This window comes from Lacticaseibacillus pantheris DSM 15945 = JCM 12539 = NBRC 106106 (assembly GCF_001311175.1).
GTDB classification, from domain to species: Bacteria; Bacillota; Bacilli; order Lactobacillales; family Lactobacillaceae; genus Lacticaseibacillus; species Lacticaseibacillus pantheris.
The window spans coordinates 127711-151852 of sequence record NZ_BBAI01000001.1 but is presented as its reverse complement, the minus strand read 5'-3'; the positions used below and the strand labels follow the sequence as shown (position 1 = coordinate 151852).

25 protein-coding genes, 2 tRNA genes and 5 pseudogenes are annotated in these 24142 nt (G+C 52.3%); 11 read left to right on the top strand and 21 right to left on the bottom strand.

Translation table 11 applies throughout. From position 1 onward, the window contains the following. Positions 1 to 119: 119 nt before the first annotated feature. The 3 genes and pseudogenes from JCM12539_RS00720 (at position 120) to sstT (ending at position 4423) form a co-directional block, all read left to right on the top strand. Positions 120 to 1581, top strand: a pseudogene (locus JCM12539_RS00720) (PTS galactitol transporter subunit IIC). 612 nt (positions 1582 to 2193) lie between these two features. Further along, on the top strand, positions 2194 to 2892 hold the full coding sequence (locus JCM12539_RS14940; RefSeq protein WP_420835963.1) for a LysM peptidoglycan-binding domain-containing protein: 699 nt from the start codon (positions 2194 to 2196) through the stop codon (positions 2890 to 2892). A 229-nt stretch (positions 2893 to 3121) separates the two neighbouring features. Next, positions 3122 to 4423: pseudogene (sstT, locus tag JCM12539_RS00710) on the top strand (serine/threonine transporter SstT). A gap of 53 nt (positions 4424 to 4476) precedes the next feature. Here the strand turns inward: sstT and JCM12539_RS00705 are convergent. From JCM12539_RS00705 to JCM12539_RS00700, 3 genes are all read right to left on the bottom strand, one after another. Next, entirely contained in the window at positions 4477 to 4749 is a 273-nt protein-coding gene (locus JCM12539_RS00705; RefSeq protein WP_054648467.1) for a hypothetical protein, read from the bottom strand. Between the two features lie 116 nt (positions 4750 to 4865). Further along, positions 4866 to 5009: a hypothetical protein gene (locus tag JCM12539_RS12970; RefSeq protein WP_156301957.1), complete on the bottom strand. Its 144-nt coding sequence runs from the start codon at positions 5007 to 5009 to the stop codon at positions 4866 to 4868. Then, the gene (locus JCM12539_RS00700) at positions 5002 to 5223 is read right to left on the bottom strand and encodes a hypothetical protein (protein WP_054648465.1); all 222 of its coding nucleotides are present in this window, start codon (positions 5221 to 5223) and stop codon (positions 5002 to 5004) included. Before JCM12539_RS00700 ends, JCM12539_RS12970 begins: the two co-directional genes overlap by 8 nt. Positions 5224 to 5461: 238 nt before the next feature. Here JCM12539_RS00700 and JCM12539_RS00695 point away from each other — a divergent pair, with 238 nt between their 5' ends. After that, positions 5462 to 6454, top strand: a complete 993-nt coding sequence (locus tag JCM12539_RS00695) for an aldo/keto reductase (RefSeq protein ID WP_054648463.1) — start codon at positions 5462 to 5464, stop codon at positions 6452 to 6454. Between the two features lie 78 nt (positions 6455 to 6532). On the opposite strand, the gene JCM12539_RS14430 is transcribed toward JCM12539_RS00695, so the two are convergent. From JCM12539_RS14430 to JCM12539_RS00690, 3 genes are all read right to left on the bottom strand, one after another. Continuing rightward, positions 6533 to 6664 (bottom strand): hypothetical protein, encoded by a 132-nt coding sequence (locus JCM12539_RS14430; protein ID WP_263849707.1) that lies wholly within the window; start codon positions 6662 to 6664, stop codon positions 6533 to 6535. A gap of 56 nt (positions 6665 to 6720) precedes the next feature. Then, complete coding sequence (locus JCM12539_RS12965) at positions 6721 to 6888, bottom strand: hypothetical protein (RefSeq protein ID WP_156301956.1); 168 nt, start codon at positions 6886 to 6888, stop codon at positions 6721 to 6723. Positions 6889 to 7010: 122 nt separating this feature from the next. Then, complete coding sequence (locus tag JCM12539_RS00690) at positions 7011 to 7634, bottom strand: HAD family hydrolase (protein ID WP_054648461.1); 624 nt, start codon at positions 7632 to 7634, stop codon at positions 7011 to 7013. Positions 7635 to 7853: 219 nt separating this feature from the next. Here JCM12539_RS00690 and JCM12539_RS00685 point away from each other — a divergent pair, with 219 nt between their 5' ends. The 5 genes and pseudogenes from JCM12539_RS00685 to JCM12539_RS00670 all read left to right on the top strand — a co-directional run bounded on the left by JCM12539_RS00685 (position 7854) and on the right by JCM12539_RS00670 (position 11264). Continuing rightward, positions 7854 to 8309, top strand: a complete 456-nt coding sequence (locus JCM12539_RS00685; RefSeq protein ID WP_054648459.1) for a MarR family winged helix-turn-helix transcriptional regulator — start codon at positions 7854 to 7856, stop codon at positions 8307 to 8309. Positions 8310 to 8511: 202 nt separating this feature from the next. Beyond that, positions 8512 to 9412: pseudogene (locus tag JCM12539_RS00680) on the top strand (ABC transporter ATP-binding protein). A gap of 54 nt (positions 9413 to 9466) precedes the next feature. Continuing rightward, on the top strand, positions 9467 to 10009 hold the full coding sequence (locus JCM12539_RS15425) for an ABC transporter permease family protein (RefSeq protein WP_082405253.1): 543 nt from the start codon (positions 9467 to 9469) through the stop codon (positions 10007 to 10009). Further along, positions 9943 to 10644 carry an ABC transporter permease gene (locus JCM12539_RS15420; RefSeq protein ID WP_082405252.1) on the top strand — a complete coding sequence of 234 codons (702 nt, stop codon included), beginning with the start codon at positions 9943 to 9945 and terminating at the stop codon, positions 10642 to 10644. The genes JCM12539_RS15425 and JCM12539_RS15420 overlap by 67 nt, the downstream gene beginning before the upstream one ends. Before the next feature lie 69 nt (positions 10645 to 10713). Then, positions 10714 to 11264 (top strand): annotated as a pseudogene (locus tag JCM12539_RS00670) (TIGR01440 family protein). A 120-nt stretch (positions 11265 to 11384) separates the two neighbouring features. On the opposite strand, the gene JCM12539_RS00665 reads toward JCM12539_RS00670, so the two are convergent. From JCM12539_RS00665 to JCM12539_RS00650, 4 genes are all read right to left on the bottom strand, one after another. Then, positions 11385 to 11457, bottom strand: a tRNA-Lys gene (locus tag JCM12539_RS00665). Positions 11458 to 11572: 115 nt separating this feature from the next. Beyond that, the gene (locus JCM12539_RS00660) at positions 11573 to 11935 is read right to left on the bottom strand and encodes a hypothetical protein (RefSeq protein ID WP_054648457.1); all 363 of its coding nucleotides are present in this window, start codon (positions 11933 to 11935) and stop codon (positions 11573 to 11575) included. Beyond that, positions 11913 to 12365 (bottom strand): hypothetical protein, encoded by a 453-nt coding sequence (locus JCM12539_RS00655; RefSeq protein ID WP_054648455.1) that lies wholly within the window; start codon positions 12363 to 12365, stop codon positions 11913 to 11915. The genes JCM12539_RS00660 and JCM12539_RS00655 overlap by 23 nt, the downstream gene beginning before the upstream one ends. 154 nt (positions 12366 to 12519) lie before the next feature. Continuing rightward, positions 12520 to 13536, bottom strand: a complete 1017-nt coding sequence (locus JCM12539_RS00650; RefSeq protein ID WP_054648453.1) for a Gfo/Idh/MocA family oxidoreductase — start codon at positions 13534 to 13536, stop codon at positions 12520 to 12522. A gap of 219 nt (positions 13537 to 13755) precedes the next feature. On the opposite strand from JCM12539_RS00650, the gene JCM12539_RS00645 reads away from it, so the two are divergent. Continuing rightward, positions 13756 to 14622: a DegV family protein gene (locus JCM12539_RS00645; protein ID WP_054648451.1), complete on the top strand. Its 867-nt coding sequence runs from the start codon at positions 13756 to 13758 to the stop codon at positions 14620 to 14622. Positions 14623 to 14811: 189 nt separating this feature from the next. On the opposite strand, the gene JCM12539_RS00640 is transcribed toward JCM12539_RS00645, so the two are convergent. From JCM12539_RS00640 to JCM12539_RS00620, 5 genes and pseudogenes are all read right to left on the bottom strand, one after another. Then, the gene (locus tag JCM12539_RS00640) at positions 14812 to 15210 is read right to left on the bottom strand and encodes a DUF3021 domain-containing protein (RefSeq protein WP_054648449.1); all 399 of its coding nucleotides are present in this window, start codon (positions 15208 to 15210) and stop codon (positions 14812 to 14814) included. A 2-nt stretch (positions 15211 to 15212) separates the two neighbouring features. Next, positions 15213 to 15572, bottom strand: coding sequence for a LytTR family DNA-binding domain-containing protein (locus JCM12539_RS00635; protein ID WP_054648447.1), 360 nt, complete (start codon positions 15570 to 15572; stop codon positions 15213 to 15215). 116 nt (positions 15573 to 15688) lie between these two features. Beyond that, a complete protein-coding gene (locus JCM12539_RS00630; protein ID WP_054648445.1) occupies positions 15689 to 16558 on the bottom strand; it encodes an ABC transporter permease in 870 nt (289 codons plus the stop codon). Continuing rightward, positions 16558 to 17418, bottom strand: a complete 861-nt coding sequence (locus JCM12539_RS00625) for an ABC transporter ATP-binding protein (protein ID WP_054648443.1) — start codon at positions 17416 to 17418, stop codon at positions 16558 to 16560. The genes JCM12539_RS00630 and JCM12539_RS00625 overlap by 1 nt, the downstream gene beginning before the upstream one ends. A 676-nt stretch (positions 17419 to 18094) precedes the next feature. Continuing rightward, positions 18095 to 19512 (bottom strand): annotated as a pseudogene (locus tag JCM12539_RS00620) (nicotinate phosphoribosyltransferase). 142 nt (positions 19513 to 19654) lie between these two features. Between JCM12539_RS00620 and JCM12539_RS00615 the strand changes: the two are divergent. Then, positions 19655 to 20161, top strand: coding sequence for a transcription repressor NadR (locus JCM12539_RS00615; protein WP_054648441.1), 507 nt, complete (start codon positions 19655 to 19657; stop codon positions 20159 to 20161). 46 nt (positions 20162 to 20207) lie between these two features. Here the strand turns inward: JCM12539_RS00615 and JCM12539_RS00610 are convergent, their stop codons facing one another. The 6 genes from JCM12539_RS00610 to JCM12539_RS00585 form a co-directional block, all read right to left on the bottom strand. Continuing rightward, on the bottom strand, positions 20208 to 20888 hold the full coding sequence (locus tag JCM12539_RS00610; protein ID WP_054648439.1) for an EAL domain-containing protein: 681 nt from the start codon (positions 20886 to 20888) through the stop codon (positions 20208 to 20210). Positions 20889 to 21045: 157 nt separating this feature from the next. After that, the gene (locus tag JCM12539_RS00605; protein ID WP_054648437.1) at positions 21046 to 21375 is read right to left on the bottom strand and encodes a hypothetical protein; all 330 of its coding nucleotides are present in this window, start codon (positions 21373 to 21375) and stop codon (positions 21046 to 21048) included. 70 nt (positions 21376 to 21445) lie between these two features. Then, a tRNA-Lys gene (locus tag JCM12539_RS00600) sits at positions 21446 to 21518 on the bottom strand. A gap of 648 nt (positions 21519 to 22166) precedes the next feature. Further along, on the bottom strand, positions 22167 to 23318 hold the full coding sequence (locus JCM12539_RS00595; RefSeq protein ID WP_054648435.1) for a DUF871 domain-containing protein: 1152 nt from the start codon (positions 23316 to 23318) through the stop codon (positions 22167 to 22169). 167 nt (positions 23319 to 23485) lie between these two features. Then, positions 23486 to 23920 carry a DUF3284 domain-containing protein gene (locus JCM12539_RS00590; protein WP_054648433.1) on the bottom strand — a complete coding sequence of 145 codons (435 nt, stop codon included), beginning with the start codon at positions 23918 to 23920 and terminating at the stop codon, positions 23486 to 23488. 12 nt (positions 23921 to 23932) lie between these two features. Beyond that, on the bottom strand, positions 23933 to 24142 hold the full coding sequence (locus tag JCM12539_RS00585) for a hypothetical protein (RefSeq protein ID WP_054648431.1): 210 nt from the start codon (positions 24140 to 24142) through the stop codon (positions 23933 to 23935).

The window sequence follows — 24142 nt, the reverse complement described above, 5'->3', positions numbered from 1 at the left end:
ACTTATTTAGCAGTTAAAAAAAACTGCGCTGTTTCTTTCTATATTATTCTGTTGGGTTTTATGGCAATATCGCAGTTGACCGCTGCGTTACATTCTCAAAGGGGTGAGATGTACCTATGCTGCAATTTATTATTCATTGGTCTAACGTGATCTTTAAACCAATCATCGACCTCGGCGCCGCACCTATGATGTTAATCATCTTGACGCTGATTGCTTGGGCCATTGGGGTTAAGTTCACGAAGGCCCTCGAAGGTGGTATTAAGTTAGCCATCGCGTTGACCGCCATCGGTGACGTTATCAACTTGCTGACTGGCGAATACAGTACCGCCTTGAAAGCATTCGTTAAGTCCACTGGGATCAACCTGAGTGTTACCGACTTGGGTTGGGCGCCTCTGGCCACTATCACTTGGGGTTCTCCATACACACTGTTCTTCCTGGCCCTATTAGTAATTGTGAACTTGATTATGTTGGCTCTGAAGCTAACCGACACGCTGGACGTTGATATCTTCGATGTTTGGCACATGTCCTTTACCGGCTTGATGGCCATCTTCTTCGGTGCTAACCTGTTGACCGCTACGTTGCTGGTTATCTTCATCGGTGTTATGAAGATCTTCAACTCTGACTTGATGAAGCCAACCTTCAACGACTTGCTGGACAACTGGGACAACCCAATGACCACGACCCACTTGAACTACATGATGAACCCTGTAATCATGGTGTTCGACAAGTTGTTCGACGTTATCTTCCCATGGCTCGACAAGTTCGACTTTGACGCTGCTAAGTTGAACGAAAAGATTGGGTTCTGGGGCAGCCGTTTCGCCATTGGTATTTACCTCGGGATCTTCGTTGGTTTGATGGCACACCAGGGTATCGGCCAAATCTTCACTCTGAGCTTTGTTGCTGGTGCCTGCCTGGAACTATTCTCCATTATCGGTTCTTGGTTCATTGCTTCCGTTGAACCACTGTCACAAGGTGTTACCGACCTGGCTAACAAGCGTCTGAACGGACGTGTGCTGAACATCGGTCTTGACTGGCCATTCATCGCCGGCCGTGCCGAAGTTTGGGCCGCTGCCAACGTTTTGGCACCAATCATGTTGCTGGAATCCCTGGTTCTGCCAGGTAACAAGATCCTGCCTTTGGGTGGTATCATCGCCATGGGTGTTACCCCAGCGCTGCTGGTTGTCACCCGTGGTCGTATCCTCCGCATGGTTATCATTGGGGCCTTGGAACTGCCTATCTTCCTCTGGCTGGTACCCTGTCCGCGCCATTCGTTACCAAGATGGCTAAGCAGTTGGTGCCTTCCCTAAGAACCTGGGTTCTGGTCAGCAGATTGCCGAATCCACCAAGGAAGGTCCTCTGGAACAATTCCTGGGCTACCTGCTTGGTAAAGGTCAAGGTGGCGATATGAAGATGCTCCTATTCTTCTTCCTCGCACTGGCCGCATACCTGCTACTCTTCCTGTGGTACCGTAAGCAAATGCTCAAGCGGAACCAGGAATACTCCGACCAGGGTCACCACGTTAACGACAGCGTTAAACTACGTAAGACTAACGCAGCTGAAGCCGCTAAGGGCGACGCTTAATTAACTAAGGTGGAACTACGTCGCTAACAGATCGACGTATAACCCACACCGCGTAATTCGCGGTGTGGGTTTTTATCTGCACGTCATGCCTCAATTGACCGCTCACCGTCCATTACTCACCGGCACTTTCCAGTCTTTAACCACAAATACACGTGCAATATTGACGTAATATGACTAAAATGTTGCCAATTTACACGTTTATTTTGCACATAAAACGATGATTTGCTCATGAATTCGGTTACGAAAAAAAAGTAACACCCGTTTCTTTGCATTTAGGTTACAACGTTGCAAAAAAAACCGTGATTTGTAACCTCTTTGCTGTTTGCGTGACACAACCAGAAGCTATACTTGCAAACAGTTGATAGACAAAGTCAAAGAAATTAGGAGTGAATAGTTATCAAAGCAGCTCATATGAAATGGATCGTTTCCGCAGCGTTTGCAATTGTTCCCGCAACATTGTTAGCACAGCAGAACAATGTGCACGCCGCAACTACCACTGACAATAACACCATCACGGTTCAGTCCGGGGACACCCTGTCCCAGCTGGCTGAAACCCACAACACAACTGTTAGCCAGCTAGTTAACGCTAACAGCATTAAGGATGCTAACTTCATCCTGACTGGTCAGAAGCTACAGTTGGCTAGTGCCGCTGCCAGCGCTGCTAGTTCAGCGGCCACCACTAACGTGACCAGCTACACCGTTCAGAGTGGCGACACACTGAGCGCAATCGCTGCGAAGTTCAACGTGACCCTGGCTAACCTGATTAGCTACAACAACATCAGCAACCCTAACTTGATCACTGTTGGCCAGCAGCTGAGCCTAGTCCCAACTGCTACGAGCGCCGCTTCTAGCGCAGCCTCAAGTGCCGCTACTAGTGCTGCCCCGTCGTCTGCCGCTAGCTCTGTAGCTAGTTCCGCAGCCCCTGCTAGCTCCGCAGCAACTACTGCCACGAGCACTGCAGCTTCCAGCGCAGCAGCAACCACGACTACGACCACCTCGACCACAACCACCAACAGTAGCTCGACTACTACGACTACTAGTGGTAGCGCCCGGACCATGAAGCTGAGTTTTTACGACCCAGCAGTCCTAGGTTCTGACCTCGGCTACGGCGGTGTCGCGGCTAACCTCTCCGTTTACCCAAAGGGGACGCAGCTGAAGATTACCCTGTCTAACGGTACTGTTTGGTACCGGACCGTTAATGATACCGGTTCGTTTGCCTACAGCAACCCTAACCAGCTGGATGTAGCTATGCCAAGTAGCCAGATTCCATCTGCCGGTATTCTGACCGCAACCGTTGAAGTTGTCGGCTAATTAACCAAATAGAATTACCCTAAAACACGGCCACGGCCGTGTTTTTTTTGTGTCCAGAAGCCTACTACTGCGCGACCCACCACCGCAATCCGCACTAACCAATCCAACTTTCTGAAATTAATCTGTGATTACCACTAGACAACCATGAGCCAGTCAGGCATAATGGTCACATATCAAAAACACGTGTCTTTGTTTTATAGACAAAACGAGGATATTTGGAGGGATTGCGATGTTTCAACGTTATAAGAGTGTGCCGCTCATCATGCGGATCATCGTCGGTATCATTATTGGGGCCATTCTGGGGCTAACGGTACCATCATGGACCTTTATCAACCTATTTGGGGACCTGTTCGTGGGTGCTGAAGGCCATTGCCCCACTGCTGGTATTTATGTTGATTCTGTCAGCAATTTCTAAATACGAGTCCGGTGCCAAGAACCACTTTAGCTCCGTGGTGTTACTGTACGCCGGTGCAACGTTGATTGCTGCACTTGCCGCCGTGGGTGCATCATACATCTTCAAGATTCACCTCATTTTCCCCCAAGCCACCAAAATCGCCGCGAAGGCCCCGCAGGATCTGGGCAGTGTCATCAGCAACTTGCTCACTAGCGCGGTCAGCAACCCCATCGCGGCCATCGTGAATGCAAGCTACCTCACCATCTTGTTCTGGGGTCTAGTAATCGGCTTCGGACTCCGTCACGCCCACAAAGGTACCAAGCAAGTCATTGCCGACTTTGCCCAGACCATCGAGCGTGCCGCCCAATTTATCATCGAATTTGCACCGTTCGGGATTGTCGGTCTGCTGCACAACTCAATTGCTACCACGGGCCTCTCCGGTATCGCCCGTTATGGTCAGCTGGTGCTCCTGCTAGTCGGAACCATGGCGTTCACCTACCTCGTCGTGTATTCAGCATGGTGTTCCTCATGACGCACCAGAACCCATTTCCACTCGTTTTCTGGACACTCAAGGTGTCTGGCGTGCCCGCCTTCTTTACCCGCAGTTCGGCCGTCAACATTCCCATCAACCTGCAGGCGTGTGCGGATTTGGGACTGAACGAAAAGTCGTACGCGGTTTCCATCGCCCTAGGTGGGACGGCCAATAGTGGTGGTGCAGCCATCACCGTGTCCATCATGACGCTGGCTGCGGCGAACACCCTTGGCCTCCACGTGTCGTTCCCGCTAGCGCTGCTTCTATGTATCCTCAGCGCCGTTTCGGCTACCGGGTCGTCAGGTATCGCCGGGGGATCGCTGCTCCTCATCCCGATGGCGGCCAGCCTCTTTGGTATCAGCAACGATATTGCTATGCAAGTTGTTGCCATCGGCTTCATTATCGGGGTTATCCAGGACTCCGTTGAAACCGCGGTTAACTCCGCTTCCGACCTCCTCTTCACGGCAACCGCTGAGTACCACGACCTGATGAAGGAAGGCCATCCTGTGGATATTAGCGCCGCGATCAAGCGCGCTAACCACCAGCGGGCCCAGGTAACGGACAAAGACGCACAGGCTCCCGCAGCAGCCGATTTAACGGAATAGCGGCACACTAAAACGCCCCGGACGTATTGTCCGGGGCGTTTTGATATGCCTAATTACTTTGATTTCTTAGAGTTCAGATTCTCGTTATCAAACGTGCCGTCCTGATTCCGCATTGAACTGGCGGTCCGGAAGGCCTTGTATACCCGGTGGAACCGGTTATCCATGGACAGCAGGCGTAGTAGTGCAAAGACGGTGATGCAAATGACCACACCCGTGACCATCGGTACCTGAACCTTCTTTGCCAGTGCGTTAGCTGCAATTACCACTACCGCCCAGAATAAGTACGCGTTGTGCCGTTGCTTAGCCGTTAATTGCTTTGCTGCCATATGTGTTGACCTCCTGACGAATGCTTTCTCGATAAACCAATTATAGCGCAAAGTAACCGCTAACAAAAGCATAAAATCAACATTTACGAACAACTACGCACAAATTCATGCGACGATCACGCACGGCCAACCACCCAGCACACAACCAGCCCAATGACGACCACCACCACCGCGACAATGGGGTACGCACTCAGCCATAGCATCGTGGCCACTACCGCCGTGACCAGCAGAACCAGTAAAATTACCAAAAAGTCAGTCATCGTCCATCACCTCGTGGCGCGCACAGCCCGACAGACCGTAGCGCTCAATATCGTCAGTGGTCAACTTACAAGCGTCAATCGCCTCAGGACGGCCCACCAAGAAGCTTTGGGTCAGAATGCAGAGTTCCCCATCTTCGACCGCATACAGTGCCTGGAAGGGTGCCGGTAGCTTACCTGGCACCACCCGTTTTAATTGTTCACTCGTTGCGTCCATGTGGCATCCGCTCCCTAATATCAGAACATACTTTTATTATAATATGCCAGAGAGTTATGAAGTAGCATTGACGAAAAGTTCACAAAATTTACACAGTCATTGATATTTGCTTAAAACGATAATGACGGCATTCCCGTTACACGCGCAAAAAAAATTTAAGACTAAATCATCGCAAAAGTTGTAAGCCTTACCAACGTTTTATGGTACATTGTTGGTGAACAAGAAAGGATGATTTTTTATGTACAAGGCCGATGAACAACGGTACGACCACTGCGAACCCCGTCCGGCTGGTAATAGCGGACTAGTGCTACCACCCGTATCCCTAGGTTTATGGCACCACTTCAGCTCGGCCGATCCTTACGCGGACCGGCGCGACCTCATTCTCAACGCGTTCGACCGTGGCGTTTTCCACTTTGACGTGGCTAATCACTACGGAGACAACGAGGAGGGCTCCAGTGAAGCTTTGCTCGGCCAGGTACTTGGCAGCGACCTGCGTCCCTACCGTGACGAATTAGTCATCGCGACGAAGGTCGGTTACGAGATTCACCCGGGCCCGTTTGGGGATGGTACCTCACGCAAAGCCGTACTGCAGGGTATTGACGACTCACTCCGGCGTCTACAGCTGGACTACGTGGACATCTTCTACGCGCACCGCTTTGATGACACCGTCCCACTAGAAGAAACCGTCCGCGCACTGGACAGCGTGGTTCGGTCTGGCAAAGCCCTATACATTGGTGTATCCAACTTTGAGACCGCGCAAGCGCAAGCGGCCATCAAGATGTTTAAGGACTTAGGAACGCCGTTTGTCCTTGACCAGATGAGTTACAACGTCTTCAACCGTAACGTTGAGGAAACCGGGCTCCTGGACGCACTACGCGCTGGGGGCGCCGGTGTGATTGCGTACGGTCCCCTGGCGGAAGGACTACTTAGCGACCGGTATCTCGGCGGCATTCCCGCAGACTTCCCGATTCATCCGACCAACAAGCACATCTTTGCTCACGGTCTTGATGCCGCAACGAAGAAACTCAATGACCTCAACGACATCGCGTCAGGACGTCACCAGACGCTCGCACAGATGGCTTTGGCCTGGTTACTACACGATCCCGTGGTGGCTAGCGTAATTATCGGTACGACGAGCTTGGACCACCTGGAGGACAACCTCAAAGCGGTCGACAATAGTCAGTTCAGTGCTGACGAACTCGCCGCGATTGACCAGATCGTCAAGTCGTAATTACTTAATTAAATGGACCCCAAAAGAGCCGAGACGTTCAATTACGCGTCACGGCTCTTTACGTATACAAATAGTAATTTAGAAGAAGTGTGCATACACCATCAGCAGGGCCACCAAATTCACCACGGCCATGCCCCATGGCAACCACATCCGCACCTTGCTGATACCGCGCCCAATGACGCCATCAATACCCGCAATGACAATCATCATAATGCTGACCGCAGCCAGGTAGGCCAAATTGTGGAACGTAAATACACCACAACAAATTAGGCAATTGCCACACTCCGCGAAAAGCTGTACAACGCGTTGTTCCGCGCCGCAGAACCATCATTGGGAGCAGACATCAGCGCCAAACTGGCATAACCCAGGCTAATAATGCTACTAATCGCCGTAATGGCGGCACAAATCGTATAAAAGATAAATAACCCCTCCACGTCGACTACATCACGTATGTCCGTTATACCCACCGCATGTAATCAAGATTGTAGTGCTACCACGATTTTACACTAATGTTCGCCGTGGAATACAGATTATTTTGCGTCACGCGTGAGTCCCTTCAGTTTAGTGAGTACCGCCGCCATATCTGGCAGAATCGCATCGGCCTGTGATTGGTCGATGACGTACTTGCGCGGCTTAATTGCCCAGGTTTCCATCTTGGCGCTCTCAGCAGCCTAATGCCGTTAACACTATCTTCCAGCACTACGCACTCGGTTGGTTTGAGACCCAGGCGCTGCGCCACCGTAGTGTAAATTTCCGGATCCGGCTTGTTGTGTGTCAGCTTCTCACCGTACTCAACCAAGTCAAAGTAACCCTTCAGCTGGCACTGCTCCAACATTCGGTTAATGTGGGCGGTGACCCCTGCGGACGCCAACGCAATGCTGTACCCGTTAATCTGTAGGTACTCCAGAACGTCCTTGACCCCAGGATTAAGCAAGGGGGCAAAGTTCACGGGGTGCTTAGCTTCATACTGTGTAAACTGTGCTTGCGCGTTTTCACGCTGGTCCTTGTCGGGGAATAGCTGCACCCAGCCTTCCTTGTCGCCCAGTCCGAGGTAATCACTCATCTGGACGTTCTGTGGGGACAACCCCAATTTGTGGAAGAAGTTCATGCGCCGGTCAAAGTAGTACTGCTCACTATCGACCAAAACGCCGTCCATATCGAAAATAACAGCTTTCTTCATCGTGCTACCCCCGTATAATGTGTTTTTGCACCACTAGCGAAAGCGGTTAACCCCACACTACAATAGGTCATGGCGTATTTCAAGCGCTTTCAGTTTTATTTCCCGGGAAATGTTTTTACTCTGGAATCGTTTTGACCCAGATGTACGAGCATCCTAAACTCCCCGCTCACAAAACTGGTATGATAAGCGTATAAGCACGCACCACCAGGAGGAATCATTGTGCCAGAGAACACCTTTCCGGGCGACTTTGCCCAAAGCTTTTCCATTATCCACCGCGCCTTCCAGCGCGACGTATTACCCCAATACAAAGAAATGGGCCTAAACGCAACCAGTGCGTACATCCTGCTACTGCTGCATCAACAAGGCGATAGCAGCCAGAACGAACTGGCGCGCACTCTCGTCATCAACAAGGGTCAAATTGCCCACGAAGTACGCCGGCTCCACACTGACGGTTACGTTTCCCAGACCCAGTCGACCGATAACCGGACCACCAACATTATCCACATCACCGATGATGGGCAGGCCATCATTCCTCAGATTATTAGCATTCGCAACCGCTGGTGGCAGGAGCGGCTCGATAATAATCAGATTGATCCCAATAATTCCTTTAAGGACACACTGAACGTGCTGATGACCGAACTGAAAAAAACAGCACCAACAATCATAGGCAAATAAAGGTCACGATCTCGAATCGTGGCCTTTTCTGTACCGCTACGACCACACAAACAACAGCAGCGCTTGGGAATGCCAAAGAAATTACAATTGTGTAAGCGATAACCATGCCGTCTTTATAAGATAAATCGGCGTTTACATAACGATTCATCGGTGATATTGTTCATATGTGTACATACATAATCGCACCAAGGGAGGCGTAACCATGCTAGAACTATCCGGTGTATCCAAACGCTTTGGGTCACAACAGGCCGTTGACAATGTTAGTTTGACGGTTGCTCCGGGTGAAATACTGGGACTGATTGGTCAAAACGGGGCGGGTAAAACCACCACCTTTAGAATGATTCTGGACTTTTTACGGCCCGAAACTGGTACCGTCACGTGGAGCGGCCAGCCAATGACCAAAATCGACCACGACTTCATCGGCTACTTGCCGGAAGAACGTGGGTTATACCCGAAGTTGACCATCGACGAGCAGATCCAGTTCTTTGGTCAACTCCACGGTATGAGCCGCAAAGCCGTACAAAACGCGTTGCCGGAGTGGTTAGACCGGTTCGACGTTAAGGGTAAACGGACCGACAAGGTTAAAGACCTGTCCAAGGGTAATCAGCAAAAGGTCCAGCTGATTGCCGCCCTAATTTTCATGCCGAAACTCGTGATTCTTGACGAGCCTTTTTCCGGCCTGGATCCTGTGAACGCTAGCCTGTTGGAAGCCGGCGTACGCTTCATGCAATCAAGTGGTTCAGCAATTATTTTTTTCAAGTCATGACATGCACAACGTTGAGTCGCTATCCGATCGCCTAGTAATGCTCAAAAACGGCCGGGAGGTGCTTACGGGTACCATTCCTGACATTCAGGCGCAATACGGCGAAACGCGTATCCACCTCAAACAACCCGCGGTATCGGCCCAAGCAATTACCCAGTTACCAGGTGTTGTTGCGATGCACCAGCAGGGTGACGAATTTGACCTCGAACTAGACGACCCGGCCCGCGGTCGAGAGGTCTTTCAGGCGGTCACGCAGGGTGAGTACATCACTGGTTTCAGTCAACACGCGCCCTCCCTCGACGAGATATTCCGCATGAAAGTAGGTGACGACAATGCGTAAGCTTAAACTCATTGCGGGCATGGTGTTCCGCAAAAACTTCCGGAGTTTCTCCTGGTGGTCGTTGGTCCTCACCCCTTTGCTGGCAGTAGCATTATTGGCGGCATCAAGTGGTATATGAACCAAACCCACGAAACCGCAACTGTGGTAGTCGTCGCACCCCAAAGTATCGGCGCATCATTGCACGCCGCGTCAAATGATGACGTCACCTACAAAGTCGTCCCTACCAGCAAGCGGGGACAAAAAGAATTGAAGGCCAAAGATGCTGATGCGCTACTGGTGATCCCGAATTCGGGGGCAGCTAGTGCCAAACTGTACACACGCGACGACGGTAACAACGTCAGCAAAACTGCAATTACCACGACGCTATCAGGACTCAATACTATTAGCACTGCTCAAAAACTGGGTCTATCTTCTGCCCAACTAGCCCAGCTAACCAAGCCAACGCGGCTAAGCAGCAAGAGCGTCAGTTTCAAGGCCAACAAGATGGTTATTGCGAGCGGCAAAAGCGATACCCTTAAAACTATTCTGTCATTAGCGGTCGGCGCGCTAATGTACGTCTTTCTCCTGAGCTATGGGGCATTATTTCCCAGGAAATAGCCACCGAAAAAGGGTCGCGCATTGAGGAGTCAATCCTCACCGCCATCAGGGCCTCGACCCAGTTTTACGGCAAATTGTTGGGCGTGGCGGCCCTCCTTGCGGTACAGCTTGGCTTTTATGCCGTCTTTGCTGCCCTCGCCTGGATGCTGCGCGATCACGTGCCCGCAATTAGTCAACTAATCAACGGCATCAATTGGGGAGCGATTGGTTGGCCGTTCGTTCTCAGCATGCTGGCCTTCTTTGCAATCGGCATTATTAGCTACACCATCCTGGCGGCGCTATGCGGCTCACTTGTTAGTAATCAGGAGCAAGCCGGCATGGCATTGCAACCCGTACTGTACCTCGGGATGATTGGCTACTTTGCCGCCATTAACGTTAGCAGCGGTAGCGGCCCCATCCTGAAGGTCTTCAGCTACATTCCGTTTATCAGTCCGTTGGTCATGCCCGCGCGTTTTGGCGTTGACCAAGTGGGAATCAGCGCCGTGCTGATTGCCGTTATTATTAACGTCATTTTCCTTGCCGGGTTTACCTGGTTCAGCGCACGCGCATACCGCGCGAACGTGTTAGTTTACAGTGATAGTGGCCTGATGAACGCGTTCAAAAAGAGTCTCACGCTGAGCAAACACACTAAGTAGATGCCAGTTAGTTCGTCCCTACACCGTTAAGTGCTGCTTTGGGATACAATAGCCTCAGAGGTGATCAGAATGTTATCCCAGACTGCAATAGAAACCCAGCTCAAACAAACCCTGGACGAAGTACTCGCCGCGGCGCGACTACACCCCGGCGACCTCTTTGTCCTCGGATGTACCACCAGCGAGGTGGTCGGCGGCGCATTGGCAAGGCCTCAAGTCCCGAGGTTGGCGATTGGATAGTCACTACCTTATTAGAGACGTTACGACCGCTAGGCGTGCATCTGGCCGTGCAGGGCTGCGAGCACATTAACCGTGCGTGCGCAATTGAGCGCAGTGTGGCTATTACCCGTGGCTACGAAATCGTCAACGTGGTCCCCGCACTGCATGCCGGTGGCTCGTGCTCTATGGCGGCATTCAAGCTGTTTGACGACCCCGTTGAGGTTGAACACATTAGCGCACAGGCCGGCCTGGATATCGGCGACACGAGCATTGGTATGCACGTACAGTTTGTCCAGGTACCTGTCCGGCCAAGTAACAACGAGCTCGGCGGTGCCCACGTAACTGCGCTACGTTCACGGCCAAAATATATTGGTGGCGAGCGCGCACAGTACCGCCAGCTATAAACCACAATAGGCGTGCCAGACCATCAATTCAGGTCTGGCACGCCTATTATCGTACCGACGGCGCACAAATTGGCGGCAACAAAAAAACCGCCGGACATTTCTGCTCGACGGTTACTATTCTGGGTGGTCAGGGGATCGAACCCTGGACCCACGGATTAAGAGTCCGTTGCTCTGCCAGCTGAGCTAACCACCCATACTGCTACTGTCGCCTTGACGACTTAAATATATTATCATGCATACCAACGCCACGCAAGGGTTTTGCGGTATTTTGTCAACAATAACACGCCCAATTGTTTCTCCACCCACCACTATAAACCCTGTCGCGCCCGCCAATCCGTTAGCCGTTGAACCATTAGCTGGTATTCCCGCTTAAACCGATTGTGGTATAAATCCGCATAATACATTACGCCGGCCAACGTTTGTTGCCGTGTAGCCAAAGGGATGGGGATAAATTTATCCGTTGGTGGCACTAACGCGGCATCGACGACTTTGCCCAACACCAACTGCGCCGTTGACGCCGCGTCCATAATGTACAAGGACAGTACGTAGCCACTGACCGCCGGAGGAGTGTCGAGCGTAGTGATCATCGCCGTGTACTTGGCCAACACCGCATTTTCCGCCAGGTACGCCACCTCCGTGACGGCGTCATCAGCCTGCTGCCGCTCTGTCATCGTCAACACCCCCTCGGTCAACGTCGCCCTCTAGCGTAATCCAAATATGGCGGATATCATCAATGGCGACCCGTCGATCATTAATGTAGACATCATTTTCTTGGTAGCCCTGCACCATACCGCTAAACATGTCGTCCAGCTGCCCGTTCGTGTCGACGTGGCGCGTTTGCACCGTCACGGCCCGCCCGTTACGGTAACCCGCATCCAACACGCGTGTGACCGCGTGCACATCCTGTTCCGGCAAGCGCTGCTCTGGATGTAGGTACCGCTCATGCTGCTTGTTGAGCGCGCTGGTGTGGTCGCTGAGGTAGTACCCCTGCCACTTCTTCATCCCCCGATCACGGTATTGGTGCGCAAAGAAGTCCTGCACCACGCCCGGTGTTGCGCCCGTGTACATATCCGGTAATCCGTACCGCCGCTGCTTAGCCATGATGACCACCCCCGTAATTTGTTGACTTAATTATACGAACATATGTTCGCATCGTCAAGCTCACTTTGCTGGTCATATCCGGAACATCCGTTCTTTACGCAAAAAGAGCCGGTACGTTTTTACGCGTCCCGGCCTCACTTGCATGCTGCATCAATTATTCACACTGCTTAATGCCCGTTTCCAGCATCTCAATCTGCTGAATCGTTTCCTCATCGCGCACACCTTTGTCCGCGCCCTGCGTCAAAGTCGCGTATATGCCTGCGTACACACGGCTGTAGTCCCCCTTCACCGTGGGCACCTTCTCCTCGTGATACTGGTCATCATCGTCATAGTACGCCAGCGTACCGTAATCCTCAGGTTGATCGAGCCCAAAGTCATCGTGGTCCGGCATGTAGAAGTGCTTCAGGTCCACTTCTTGCCGGTCCATGGCGGCCTTCGTAAACACACCGCGTTGACCGTACACAACAAAACTTGGCCGCGCCTGCACGCGGAAATAGCTGGACGCCACGCGCACCTTCACGCGTCCGTAGTACATATCGATATCAAAGTAATCGTTCATGCGGCCGGGCCCTAGCAACTGACGAACGTCATAGTGGGTGCGGTCGGGGCACCCAAAGTAGCTCAGGATTTGGTCAAGCGTGTGGCACCCGTGCCCGTACAAGAAGCTGTCAATCCGGCTAAAACTGGTGGCCTGCTCCGGTACGTACGGACGGTAATAGTCGTAATTCGACTCCACCTCAAAGAGGTCGCCGAGAACGCCACTTTCGATCACCTTTTGCACGGTGAGCCAATCAGAGTCAAAGCGGCGGTTCTGGTAGCACTGAATAAACAGGCCGCGTTCGTGCGCCAAAGCAAACAGTTCACGCGCCTGCGCGGAGGTTTCCGTAAACGGCTTTTCCACCAACACGTTTTTGCCGTGTTCCAGCACGTCTTTGGCCGTCGTGTAATGGTACCGACTCGGTGTGGTCACAACCACCAGGTCGATACTATCGTCACCGTAGATATCATTGAGGTCGGTAGTGTAGTGCACACCATCAATCGGTTGCCACCGCATTCGGCCGCTGGGTGAGTAAATCGTTTTGACGTGAAATTGATCTGGTAATTGCAAGATAAACGGTAAATGGTAACGGTTGGCACTCTTACCATTACCAATATAAGCAACGTTTAACATAGTTATTCCTCCCATATGTAGCAACATTACGCAGCACGAGGCGCGTCAGCCACCCTGTGCACGTATCGCTTACTTGAATTTGTAATCGTTACCACTAGCATAGCCCAAAGTATCCGTGACGCCAATATATTTACCGTTAAATCGTGCGTCAGGGTTGGACAGCCCCCACCTTTGCATGTAGACTAACAGGTGACGTTGTCGCCGAGAAGAGGTTGCCCAATGAAGATTGCAATTGTTACCGACAGTACCGCCTACATCACGCCCGAACAGATTGGGGACCTCCCCATCCGCGTAGCCACCACACCCGTTATTATTGACGGCACCACGTATAACGAGGGCGTCGACATTACGACCGCTGAATACTATGAGCGCCTCAAGGATGCAAAGGAGTTTCCGCACACCTCGCAGCCGCGGCTCGGCGACGTGATTGATATTCACCAACAGTTGCTCGACGAAGGGTACGATACCGTGATCGATATCTACCTGTCCGCAACCATCTCCGGCATTAACGGTACCATCAGCGCGATGGCGCGTGACAATCATGATCAGCACATCGTCGTGTACGATTCACAGATTACCGTCATCCTGATGGGCGAAATGGTCCTTACGGCCGGCCGGATGGCGCAGGCTGGTGCCAGTGTCGACGACATCATCCGTCAGCTGGACGTACTGCGCGCCTCAACGGGCGAGTACTTTATCGTCAACGACCTGCAACACCTTGTACGGGGTGGCCGTCTAAGCAACACGGCGGGCCTGCTGGGCAGTATGTTACGCATTAAGCCGCTACTCACGTTTGATAACGATACGCATAAAATTGTGGTGGCCGAAAAAATTCGCACCCTCCCCCGCGCCTACCACCGGGTTGAGGAACTGTTCACTCAGGCCCTCGACCAGGCGGACTACCCGCTCCGGGCGTGGGTAATTGACGGCAACGACCCCGAGTCCGGGAACGCATGGCAACACGATTTGCAGCGACAGTTCCCCGGAGTCCGCATTGAGCGCTCCTACTTTGGGCCCGCCATTGGCACACACTTAGGTGCCAAGGCCATCGCCCTTGCGTGGATGCGTGACCTGGGTAACGACTAACTAAACAAAGTCACAAAAAAACCGCACCAAGCCTGTGCTCACGCCGATTCACGACGATTACAAAGACCTTGTGCGGTTTAATTAACTTTGTCGTTGATATTGCCCAACACTATATAATATTTGATTATCAAAAATCGTGCGACTTCCAGACGAAAGCGCACGATTTTTTTTGGTGTAATCGACAATAGCCTACTTACCCTTCAGCTTCTGTCGCCGCTGCACAATTGCCGCGTTGATTCGCTGAACTTGCACAGCATGTTGTACGCGAATGATTATCCAAAATGCAACGTAAAGGACCACGAACACAATCCAAAATGACGGTGCCAGCAACCAACCATTGAATCCCATCATGATTGTTACAAGTAATAATGTCCCGACAAAATGAATTCCTAGTTCCGCGAGCCACGGCAGGGCGTCACTCTCAAATACCAACGAGATCCAGCCAATGCCGGCACTCATGACGAGAATACTAATGATGTTGGCAGTGGTCGGCATCGTGGTTTGAACCTTGAATAGTAGCACCAAAACGTACGCGAAGGAACCGAAGCCGATACCAGTAATGGTGTTGCGGGCAATTTTCTTCACCATAGTTACACCTCCAAGCGCTGCAGCAATTCTTTGACGTACTTACGGCTGATCTCGGTCTTCGTCCCGTTAGTTAGTCGCGCCGACATGCTCCCGGAGAAGCTATCTGCCAGTGATAACAAATGGTCAAGATTCAATGCGGCATGCTTAGAAACCTGGACAAGGCTTGAGTTCGCTGCTCGACCCAGGAAGTGGCTGAGGGTTTCATTAGTGGTAACGATGCCCGCGCTGGTCGTGAGCAGAAGCTGGCCATCAACCAAGTCAGCCAGGATGATTGTCCCCGGACGGATCATCAAAATCTGATCATCGCTTTTCACCGGCAAAATCGTGGGGGCCGTCACGTGGTAATGGTCAATGTAACTCATTAGTGCCTGTATCTCCGGGCCTTAGTCGCAGCCTGTACAATCACGATTGGCTCGTCCGCAACAATGTGTGGATTTTCTTCAAAACGGCTTTGAACCATAGCTGGCTCCTTTCGCGCCTATGCCGTCAGCTGACGACGCTGCCGTCCGGCAATCAGCTGCGGTATTAGGGTTAAGGCCGTAGCCAGAACCAAGGCTACAATCACTATATTCAAAGTTTCTTGACGGGTCAACAATCCATCCCAATCGAGGCGGACACCCAGCAGTTTCTCGAAATGGTGTTGTGTCGATAAGTGATCGCCAAAAGCGCTGGCTAGTTGGTCATTCATCAGCACTTGTCGATTCAAAGAGGCAATGTAACTACCAGGGGTGACTTTGATCAACTTCTGAGCAAAATCGGGCAGCTTCCCAATCGGAATCAGTCCGCCAACTAAGAAGCCAGCGCCGGTGCCAATCACCGTCGACAGACTGGCCAGACTACTCATGGACCTCACAAAGTTAATGACGACAGCATTAATCGCTGCGGACAGTATTGCATTGAGTAGCATCAAAGCTAGCAGCAGACCCGTCTGTTCCCACGTGATGCTCAGGTTATCTTGCATATGGAAATAACCGAGCATTATGGCGAACATGATTATTTGCATCAACACGCCAATTAAACTAGCACCGGCCAAGTAACTGATCATGAGCTGGGTATCGCTAATATCGGTTTGTAACAGGTCCTGACGTACTTGCGATTCACGGTCGGAGACAACTTGAGTTAGACCGGCTAACGTTGTGGTGATTCCAGTAATTGCCAGTGTGCCACCAATCAACCATTGATCGAGTAGGACGTCACTACCCGGATACGACTGCCAGCTAGATTGAATCATGTTTTTCAAAAAGACTAGGTACAATACAAACGCAATCATCGCCCCCATCAGTGAAAATAGTACTCGAGAATGATTACGAAAATACAGCAGTAAATCGCGTTGAACTAAGGCTATCATTAGCGCACCTCCTTGCCAGTCAATGCAACGAAAGCATCGTTCATCGTTCCTGGACGGAATTGAAAGTTTTGGATGAGCGTCTGGTTCTTCGTCAGCAGTTTCAAGGCTTCCTGTGCCGTTCTAATTTCAAAAATGAAGTCGCCGTTTTCAACCGTGAAAGTGTGTTGGACGAGTTGAGCCCGCAACTGTTCGCTATCGACCGGCGTAATTCTTAGCTGGTTCGGCGCATATTTAACCTTAATGGCGGCAGCGGTCCCGTGGGCAATCACACGACCTTGGTCAACGACGAACACACTGTCTGCGGAGTCCGCTTCGTCCAAGTAGTGAGTTGTCAGCACGATGGTCAGCCGGTGTTTTGCCTGTAAGTCATGCAGCAACGTCCAGATAGCGTTACGTGTCTGAATATCCAATCCGGTTGTCGGCTCATCAAGATATAAAATATCCGGCTCGTTAAGTAAAGCTCGGGCAATATCAACGCGGCGCTTCTGACCACCGGATAGCGTGTGATAGCGCTGCTTGGTAAATGCCGACAAGCCGAGTTGCTCGATTAACTGTTCGATTTTGCCAGTTTTTACGTGCCTGTATTGCCGGGCACGTATTGCCAAGTTTTCTTGCACAGACAAATTGGCATCAAGCACGCTGGTTTGGAATACAATTCCGACTTTGGTGTCTGGGGCGTACGTAATCGTGCCGGTACTGGGCGTAAGGTTCCCCGTCAGCATGCCCATGGTGGTCGATTTACCGGCGCCATTTGGACCCAGAATGGCAGTGAAGCTACCACGTGTGATTTCGAGATTCAACCCGTTCACGGCCACGTGGCTACCGTAAGCTTTTGTAAGATTTTGGGCTGTTAGTAACATGATTTTGTGCCTCCACAGTTGATGGTCACAGCGTATCAATTACTTGCAAAACTGTACGCAAAAAGCCGGTTAGAGGTCCTATACGACCTCTAACCGGTCAAATAGCTGCAGTGAAATACATGACTTGCTGGTAAGGCGTGGTGCAACCTGGATCGTGCCGGAAGATACGGCTGATTGTCGCGTATTTTTATAGTGGTGGCCGCGTTATTATGCTCGGGAAAGCATACCTTAGTGGTGATTTTACGCGAGCAGGCAAAATAAAAAAAGCCGACAAATCGTTGTTTGTCAGCTTAGCAGTGTTTCGCGCGAAACACTGCTCAACTTAAATTAAGTGCAAAACAAAAGTGACACCAAAGCCAATCAGGATAACACCGAAAAAGCCACCGCTCCACAGCGCCATCAAGCTAAACGGTGGCGTACTAGCGTCACCACTGGTTTGGTTTGTATACCCCTAAAGTAACGCCACGCTAAGAACAGCTGCGCGCAGCCCGCTATAATTGCTAGAATCCCGCATATTGTCTCAACCATAATCACGTACCCCCAGTACTTAAACCACAAAGTCCGCGTGGTATCTTAACCCCAGTCTCCAAAGCTACTTTTTACACCCTAATAGTAGCACCAAAAATTGGGGGGCAATAAGTATAACAATAATTATCGTCAAAACTAAGCTACCACTTTATCCCCGTAATTCCTGCAACATGCTCGTCTGCAACGCGGCCAACTGCGGGGCCAAGTATACATGGTAAGTATCCGGGTTGACCAGCCGCAAAACGGGCTGTGGTAACTCCCCAAGCCACCCACGGCTGCGTCGTTGCACGTCAAAGACATTCACGTGTCCATCATCTGACATGACGGGTCGTAGCAACGGCCGCGCCACGTAGTCCGTCAGCGTCACCTGCTTGTGCGTACTGAGCGGGTCGCTATTTACCACCGTGAGCGGATGGCCGCCCACCGTTTCATCCGCCAACGCAATGACGTCCGCAAAGGCGGCGCCGGTATCCGGCCGGTAAAGCCGGTACACCTGCTTGCGACCCGGCAACGTGACTTTGGCCTTACTGGCACTCAGCTTGATTTTGGGCGTCACGTGCCATTCTGCTCAATGGCCGCCAACTTGTACACCCCACTTAACACCGGCGACGACGAGCTGGTAATCAACTCTTCGCCCACACCAAAGTTATCGAGCGGTGCGCCCTCCTGCAGCAACGCGGTAATGATCTGCTCGTTCAGAGCATTGGACGCGGTGATCTTGGCATCCGGAAAGCCCGCATCGTCGAGCATTGCCCGGGCGGCTTTGGCTAACGCCGTAATGTCACCGGAGTCAATCCGAATACCGACCGGCTGATGGCCGGCCGCCGCCAACTCCCTAAAGACGGTGATGGCGTTCGGCACGCCTGACCCGAGCACGTCATAAGTATCAACCAACAACGCGCTGTTATCCGGATACACCCGGGCCCACGCACGAAATGCGTCGAGCTCGCTAGCGAACGACTCCACCCAACTGTGGGCCATGGTGCCGGCAACCGGAATACCAAATTCCTGCGCCGCCAAAACGTTGGAGGTGCTACCACAACCACCAATGACGGCGGCACGGGTGCCATAAACCGCACTATCGGGCCCCTGCGCCCGCCGTGCACCAAATTCCATCACCGGACGACCACCGGCAGCAAAATTAATTCGGCGGGATTTAGTTGCAATCAGCGACTGATGATTTAATATATTTAGTACCAGGGTCTCTAACATTTGCACCTGGTCGATGGGCCCGGTGATGGTTAGCAGAGGTTCTCGGGGAAAAACGGGCATCCCCTCGGGTACGGCCTGAACAGTACAATCGAGCTTAATCGTGCTTAGCGATTGTAGGAACGCCTCACTATACAGGTGTAATCCCCGCAGATAGTCAAGGTCCTCCTGGTCAAAGTGGAAGTTGTCCAGCGCCTGAACTACCTGTTGTAGGCCTGCCGCCACAACAAAACTGCCGTGATCCGGCACCTGCCGAAAGAACACGTCAAACGTCGCTCGGGTCGGCGGCAACTCACTTTGGAACCCATTTGCCATTGAGTACTCGTACAAATCAGTTAGTAAAGTTAGATTACGCATACAACCATCCTTTTCTAATGGTGTCTTGACACCTTTGGCTACTGGTCGTAATTGTACCACTAATTGTTAGGCATCGTTACGTATACCTACATACAAAAACAATATTTGCGTTGCTATTAAGCACGCACGGAGGAAATTAATCATGAATAAAACGGACCGTCGTACCTTCATTCAGGGGCTCATCAGTAACGCGAGCGAGCCCATTAGTGCCACCCAGATCGCCCGCCGCATGGGTGTTAGCCGCCAAACCATCGTTGGGGATGTGGCTTTACTACGCGCCCGCGGCGAAGACATCATTGCCACGCCCGCTGGCTACCAGTACAACCACGTGGACGCCAATGAGGTACTGCTAGTTTGCCGCCACCTACCTGCCGACACGGCCGACGAGATGGGTCGCATCGTTGCCCTCGGCGGGATCGTCCGGGACGTTATCGTCGACCACCCGCTGTACGGCGTTCTGCGCGGTGAACTCAATATCAGCACGCCGGGTGACATTAAACTATTCGTCGCTAAGATGGCCGCGCAAAAGGGCCACCTCCTGTCCGAACTGACTAGCGGCATCCACACCCACACCATCCTGTACCAAGACGAGGAGCAGCTGGAGGCGATTCGGGCCTCACTGCGGGAAGCGGGCTACTTATACGAGTAAATGCAAAGGGGACCATACCAACGCGGTATGATCCCCTTCTCATTACCTATTCCGGGTCGCTAGGTCTAATCTTCAGCAGGTGTGGCCGCCCATAGTAATAGCCCTGGCGGTACTCGACCCCAAGCTGGTCGGCAATAGTATCGTCTTGTTGATCCTCAATGCCCTCCAGTACAAAGCGGAGGTGGTGCTGCTTTGCGACCTCCGCCCAGTACTTAATACGCTGACGGACCACAGGATTGGTTAATCCCTGATCAAAATTCTGTAGGGCAAACTTAATCTCCCGCGCAAACGGCAACAACGGTATCGCGGTTGTTGCCGTGTTCTCACCGCAATCAACGTCATCCAGACTAATATCAATGCCGCGGTCATAAAACTGCTTAAAGACGCGTTGGACGGCTGAAACTGGTATCTGGGTCGCCGACCGATCCTCGGTGACTTCCACAATAATGCGCAACGGCCGCACCTGGTTCTGCACGGCGACAATCGCGGCCCCAATCTGCGGCTTGACTAACTGTTCGCGGTTCAAGTTAACCGCGACATAGTTCATTTTCAACGACAGTCGGTCAGCGACTTTGAGTAGCTCATCCGCGATAATACGGGCCGGAATACGACTAAAGTCTGCCGGTGGGCGCCAACCATCGGTAGTGTATTCCTTCATAAACAGCTCATAGCCAGTGACCGCAACGTTAAACTTGCTGATTTGCGGCTGGACAAAGTAACGAAACATCAGGCGACCTCCACGTCACACCCACGTCGGACGGGATTGACCAGGGGTAACCACCGCGTTACGTGCAACTAACCCAATTTTACCGGGCTTGCACCATTTAGTAAACGGCAAAGTGGTTATCGCCGCTAACTAGACGGTCTGTGGCGCCACCCCCAGATTAGTCGCGACGCAGCCGGCGTGCCATCGCCATGTAGCGCGTTCTCAGCTCTATCGGGGTCTGTGCGTCCAGGAAGTACGTGTGTGGGCCCACGCGAAAGCCAATTACGGGACTCACATACATGGATAATTGCATCTGTGATGTAGGCGCAACCTGAGCAATGCCCCCGGTAGCGCGAGACTGCGGTTGTGTTGTACTTGCCACATTATTATTGCCACCCAATTGAGCACGACCACTGGCTAGTACCTCCGTACCGGTAGATGGACGCGTGACGTCACGAAAGTCACGGTATAGCAGGCGGTGCGTTTTGTAGCGTAGTCGTTTCTTCATTGGGACCCCCTAGCAAACTTTAATGGTGATAAAAAAAACCGGCATCCCCTCGGGATACCGGTTACGATTCTGGGTGGTCAGGGGATCGAACCCTGGACCCACGGATTAAGAGTCCGTTGCTCTGCCAGCTGAGCTAACCACCCATATTGCTGTACGTCGTGTTCACGACTTAAATATATTATCATTATCCTGCATACCAATCAAGGGTTGCACCCACTTTTGTCACCAAAATAACTCACTCTCCGTATCGCTTAACAAATATGTGTATATCTACAAGTAGTTACCCAGACCCGCCATTGTATGTTTTCTTGTGTTGTTGACATCCATCACTAGGCGTGCTGGTGTGCGAATGACAATTAACCAATATGCGCGACTGTGGTTCTGGCCGGTGCGGGGGCCGTGGGGTGCGGAGACGACTGGACCCGGAACGGTGACCGCTGTTTGGGGCTTGCCGCAGTAGGAACGCAGTGACGTACTGCGCGACGAACTTAGAGACTGGCTGCCCGCACTTGGCAGCCAGTCTCTAAGTCGCACCGGAAACCGCGGTTTTGCGGTTGAAGGTTTCGCCCTAGCAGCGGTCACCGTGGAGCGGTCCACAAAGTCGCAGTACCCCACGGCCCCCGTACCGGCCATAACCGCCACGAGGCCCACTTTTGTCGCCAAAAAAAATGAAGGGCAACGCCAATTAAGGCGGACCCTTCAACCATGCTGTTTTCTTTCTTGACCGCGCGGGCACCAGTACGGTACGCGCCACGTGACCAAATATTCTGGGGTGTAAAACTACGGTGTGCCTACCGCTGCAAGCACCCACACCGCTTAGTACCGTTTGGCCGGTTAGGCGCCAGCCGTGACAAGGCGGAACGCCATCCACGCTTAATGCCCGCCAGCAAGGGTAAATCGGCATTCGTAATCCGGCCAACCACGTTCCGTCGGCCATCATTAGGAAAATCAGTCAGCGCAATCTGCATCTCACCTTTGTAACGCGCATAGCCGTCATTAACCACAATCACGTCACCACGGTGAAAGTCACCCGTAACCGGCCGCGCCGGGATGGCGACTTTGCCGTACTTAATCCGCGTTAGCGTGGAGCGTAACAAGTAGGCTGACGCATCCCCGCGGTACAGGTGCTGTCCATCAATACCATCGAGTACGATGGCCCGCTCGGTCTCCGTCGCGTCCGGGATTAGGTCTACCGTGAGTTGGGGAACGGGTGCGTAGAAACTCGCCGCCGCGGCTTTGAGTTCGTCAACGCTAGCAAAGGCGTTCCCGATAATCACGTCGTCCACCATCCCCGTCAGCAGTAAGTGCTGCACCTGCGTGGCAATCGGCCGGTTGCGGTCGCTTTCCATCGTTGGCAGCCCCTCACTCACCGGCCAGGGACCCAACTGGGCACTCGGCGCGCTCACAAACGCAGCCGTGTGTAAGTTGTGTTGCCGGTACGGCCGTGAATACTGATCAAAGTATTCATCACTCAGTCCTGTGAACGCCTGGGGGTAAAAGTTATGGCAACCCAGCAAGTTATCGGTATCCGGGTGGTAACTCATGATGCTCTCCAGGTAATTCGTCCCGGCGCTCATGTTGATTTCCACCTTCAGACCAAACGGATTGCGGGTCATTTGGGCTTCTTCTTTGCCCGTAAACCCTTCATCCAGCCGGAATCCCCATACACCTAATTCGTGGAAGAAGTCTAAGTGGTCGTAGCTAACGCCCAACTCCTTAAACAACGTGGGGTTGATGTCCACGATGGTCTGGAAACCCAGCTCGTTGGCCGCCGCAATCATGGCGCGAAACTTAACCAAGTTGTCTTCGCCATCATTGCCCGCTAACTGGAGCAACGATGTAAAGATCCGGGTGTAACCCACCTGGTGCGCCTGTTGCAAGTACTCCTTAATTTCGTCCAGACTGCTGTGGTCTGGATACACTGCAATACCTAATTGCCGCATGATACCCAACCTTCCTTTGATTGTCGAGATGCTCCGCTCTGTGTCCTAGTCGAGCTGCTCATGGCATAAACCTACATGTAAGCAGTCCAACCCACCAGGCAAAGCCCGCCTGCTAGGTTGAACCACTTACACTCTGCCTTCTAACCGCATGGCTCCGCTCTGTGTCCTTAGTTCACCCTCGCCTGCTCCTCATACGAGCTCTCGATCTGCTTCGCCATCTTTTTAAACCGCCGTTTGCGCAACCAGCCTAAACAAGTCATCATAAGCCGATTGTTGGCATCAATCCGCTGGCTACTGCCCGACACGTCCTCAGTGTAGTGTAACACCGCGGTGCCAGCATCGGCATCATCAAGCTGGTACGAGACTCGGTACTGATTACGTCCAGTACGTAAGCGGTACGCGTACGCATGATCCTGCCGGTACTCCGTGACTTCCAGACGCCCGACCGCGCCGTTGCCCAGCTTCTTACGGTAGGTAAAGCCCGCCAAATGCTGCGGCTGGGGCCGCTTACCGGTCTGCGTCTCAACGTCGTACAGTACCGATTCAATCAGCCGGTTAAAGAAATATTTAGCGGGTACGCCGAGTTTCAATTCAAGTTCCATTCGTGCTCCCCCTTACTTGGTTACGCGCGCAGTTTTGCTCTGCCCGGCACGCTTAGCCGTCACTTTGCTGAGGCGAATATAGTTGCGGGTACTGATGCCCGTCGCAATCACACCCAGGATTAACCCAAAGATGCGGGGGCCACTGGGTAGCATCTGACTGGCCATAATCATGATCAAACCAACGTTGATACCGACTAAACTGCTCTTCTTTCCGTTACCCAT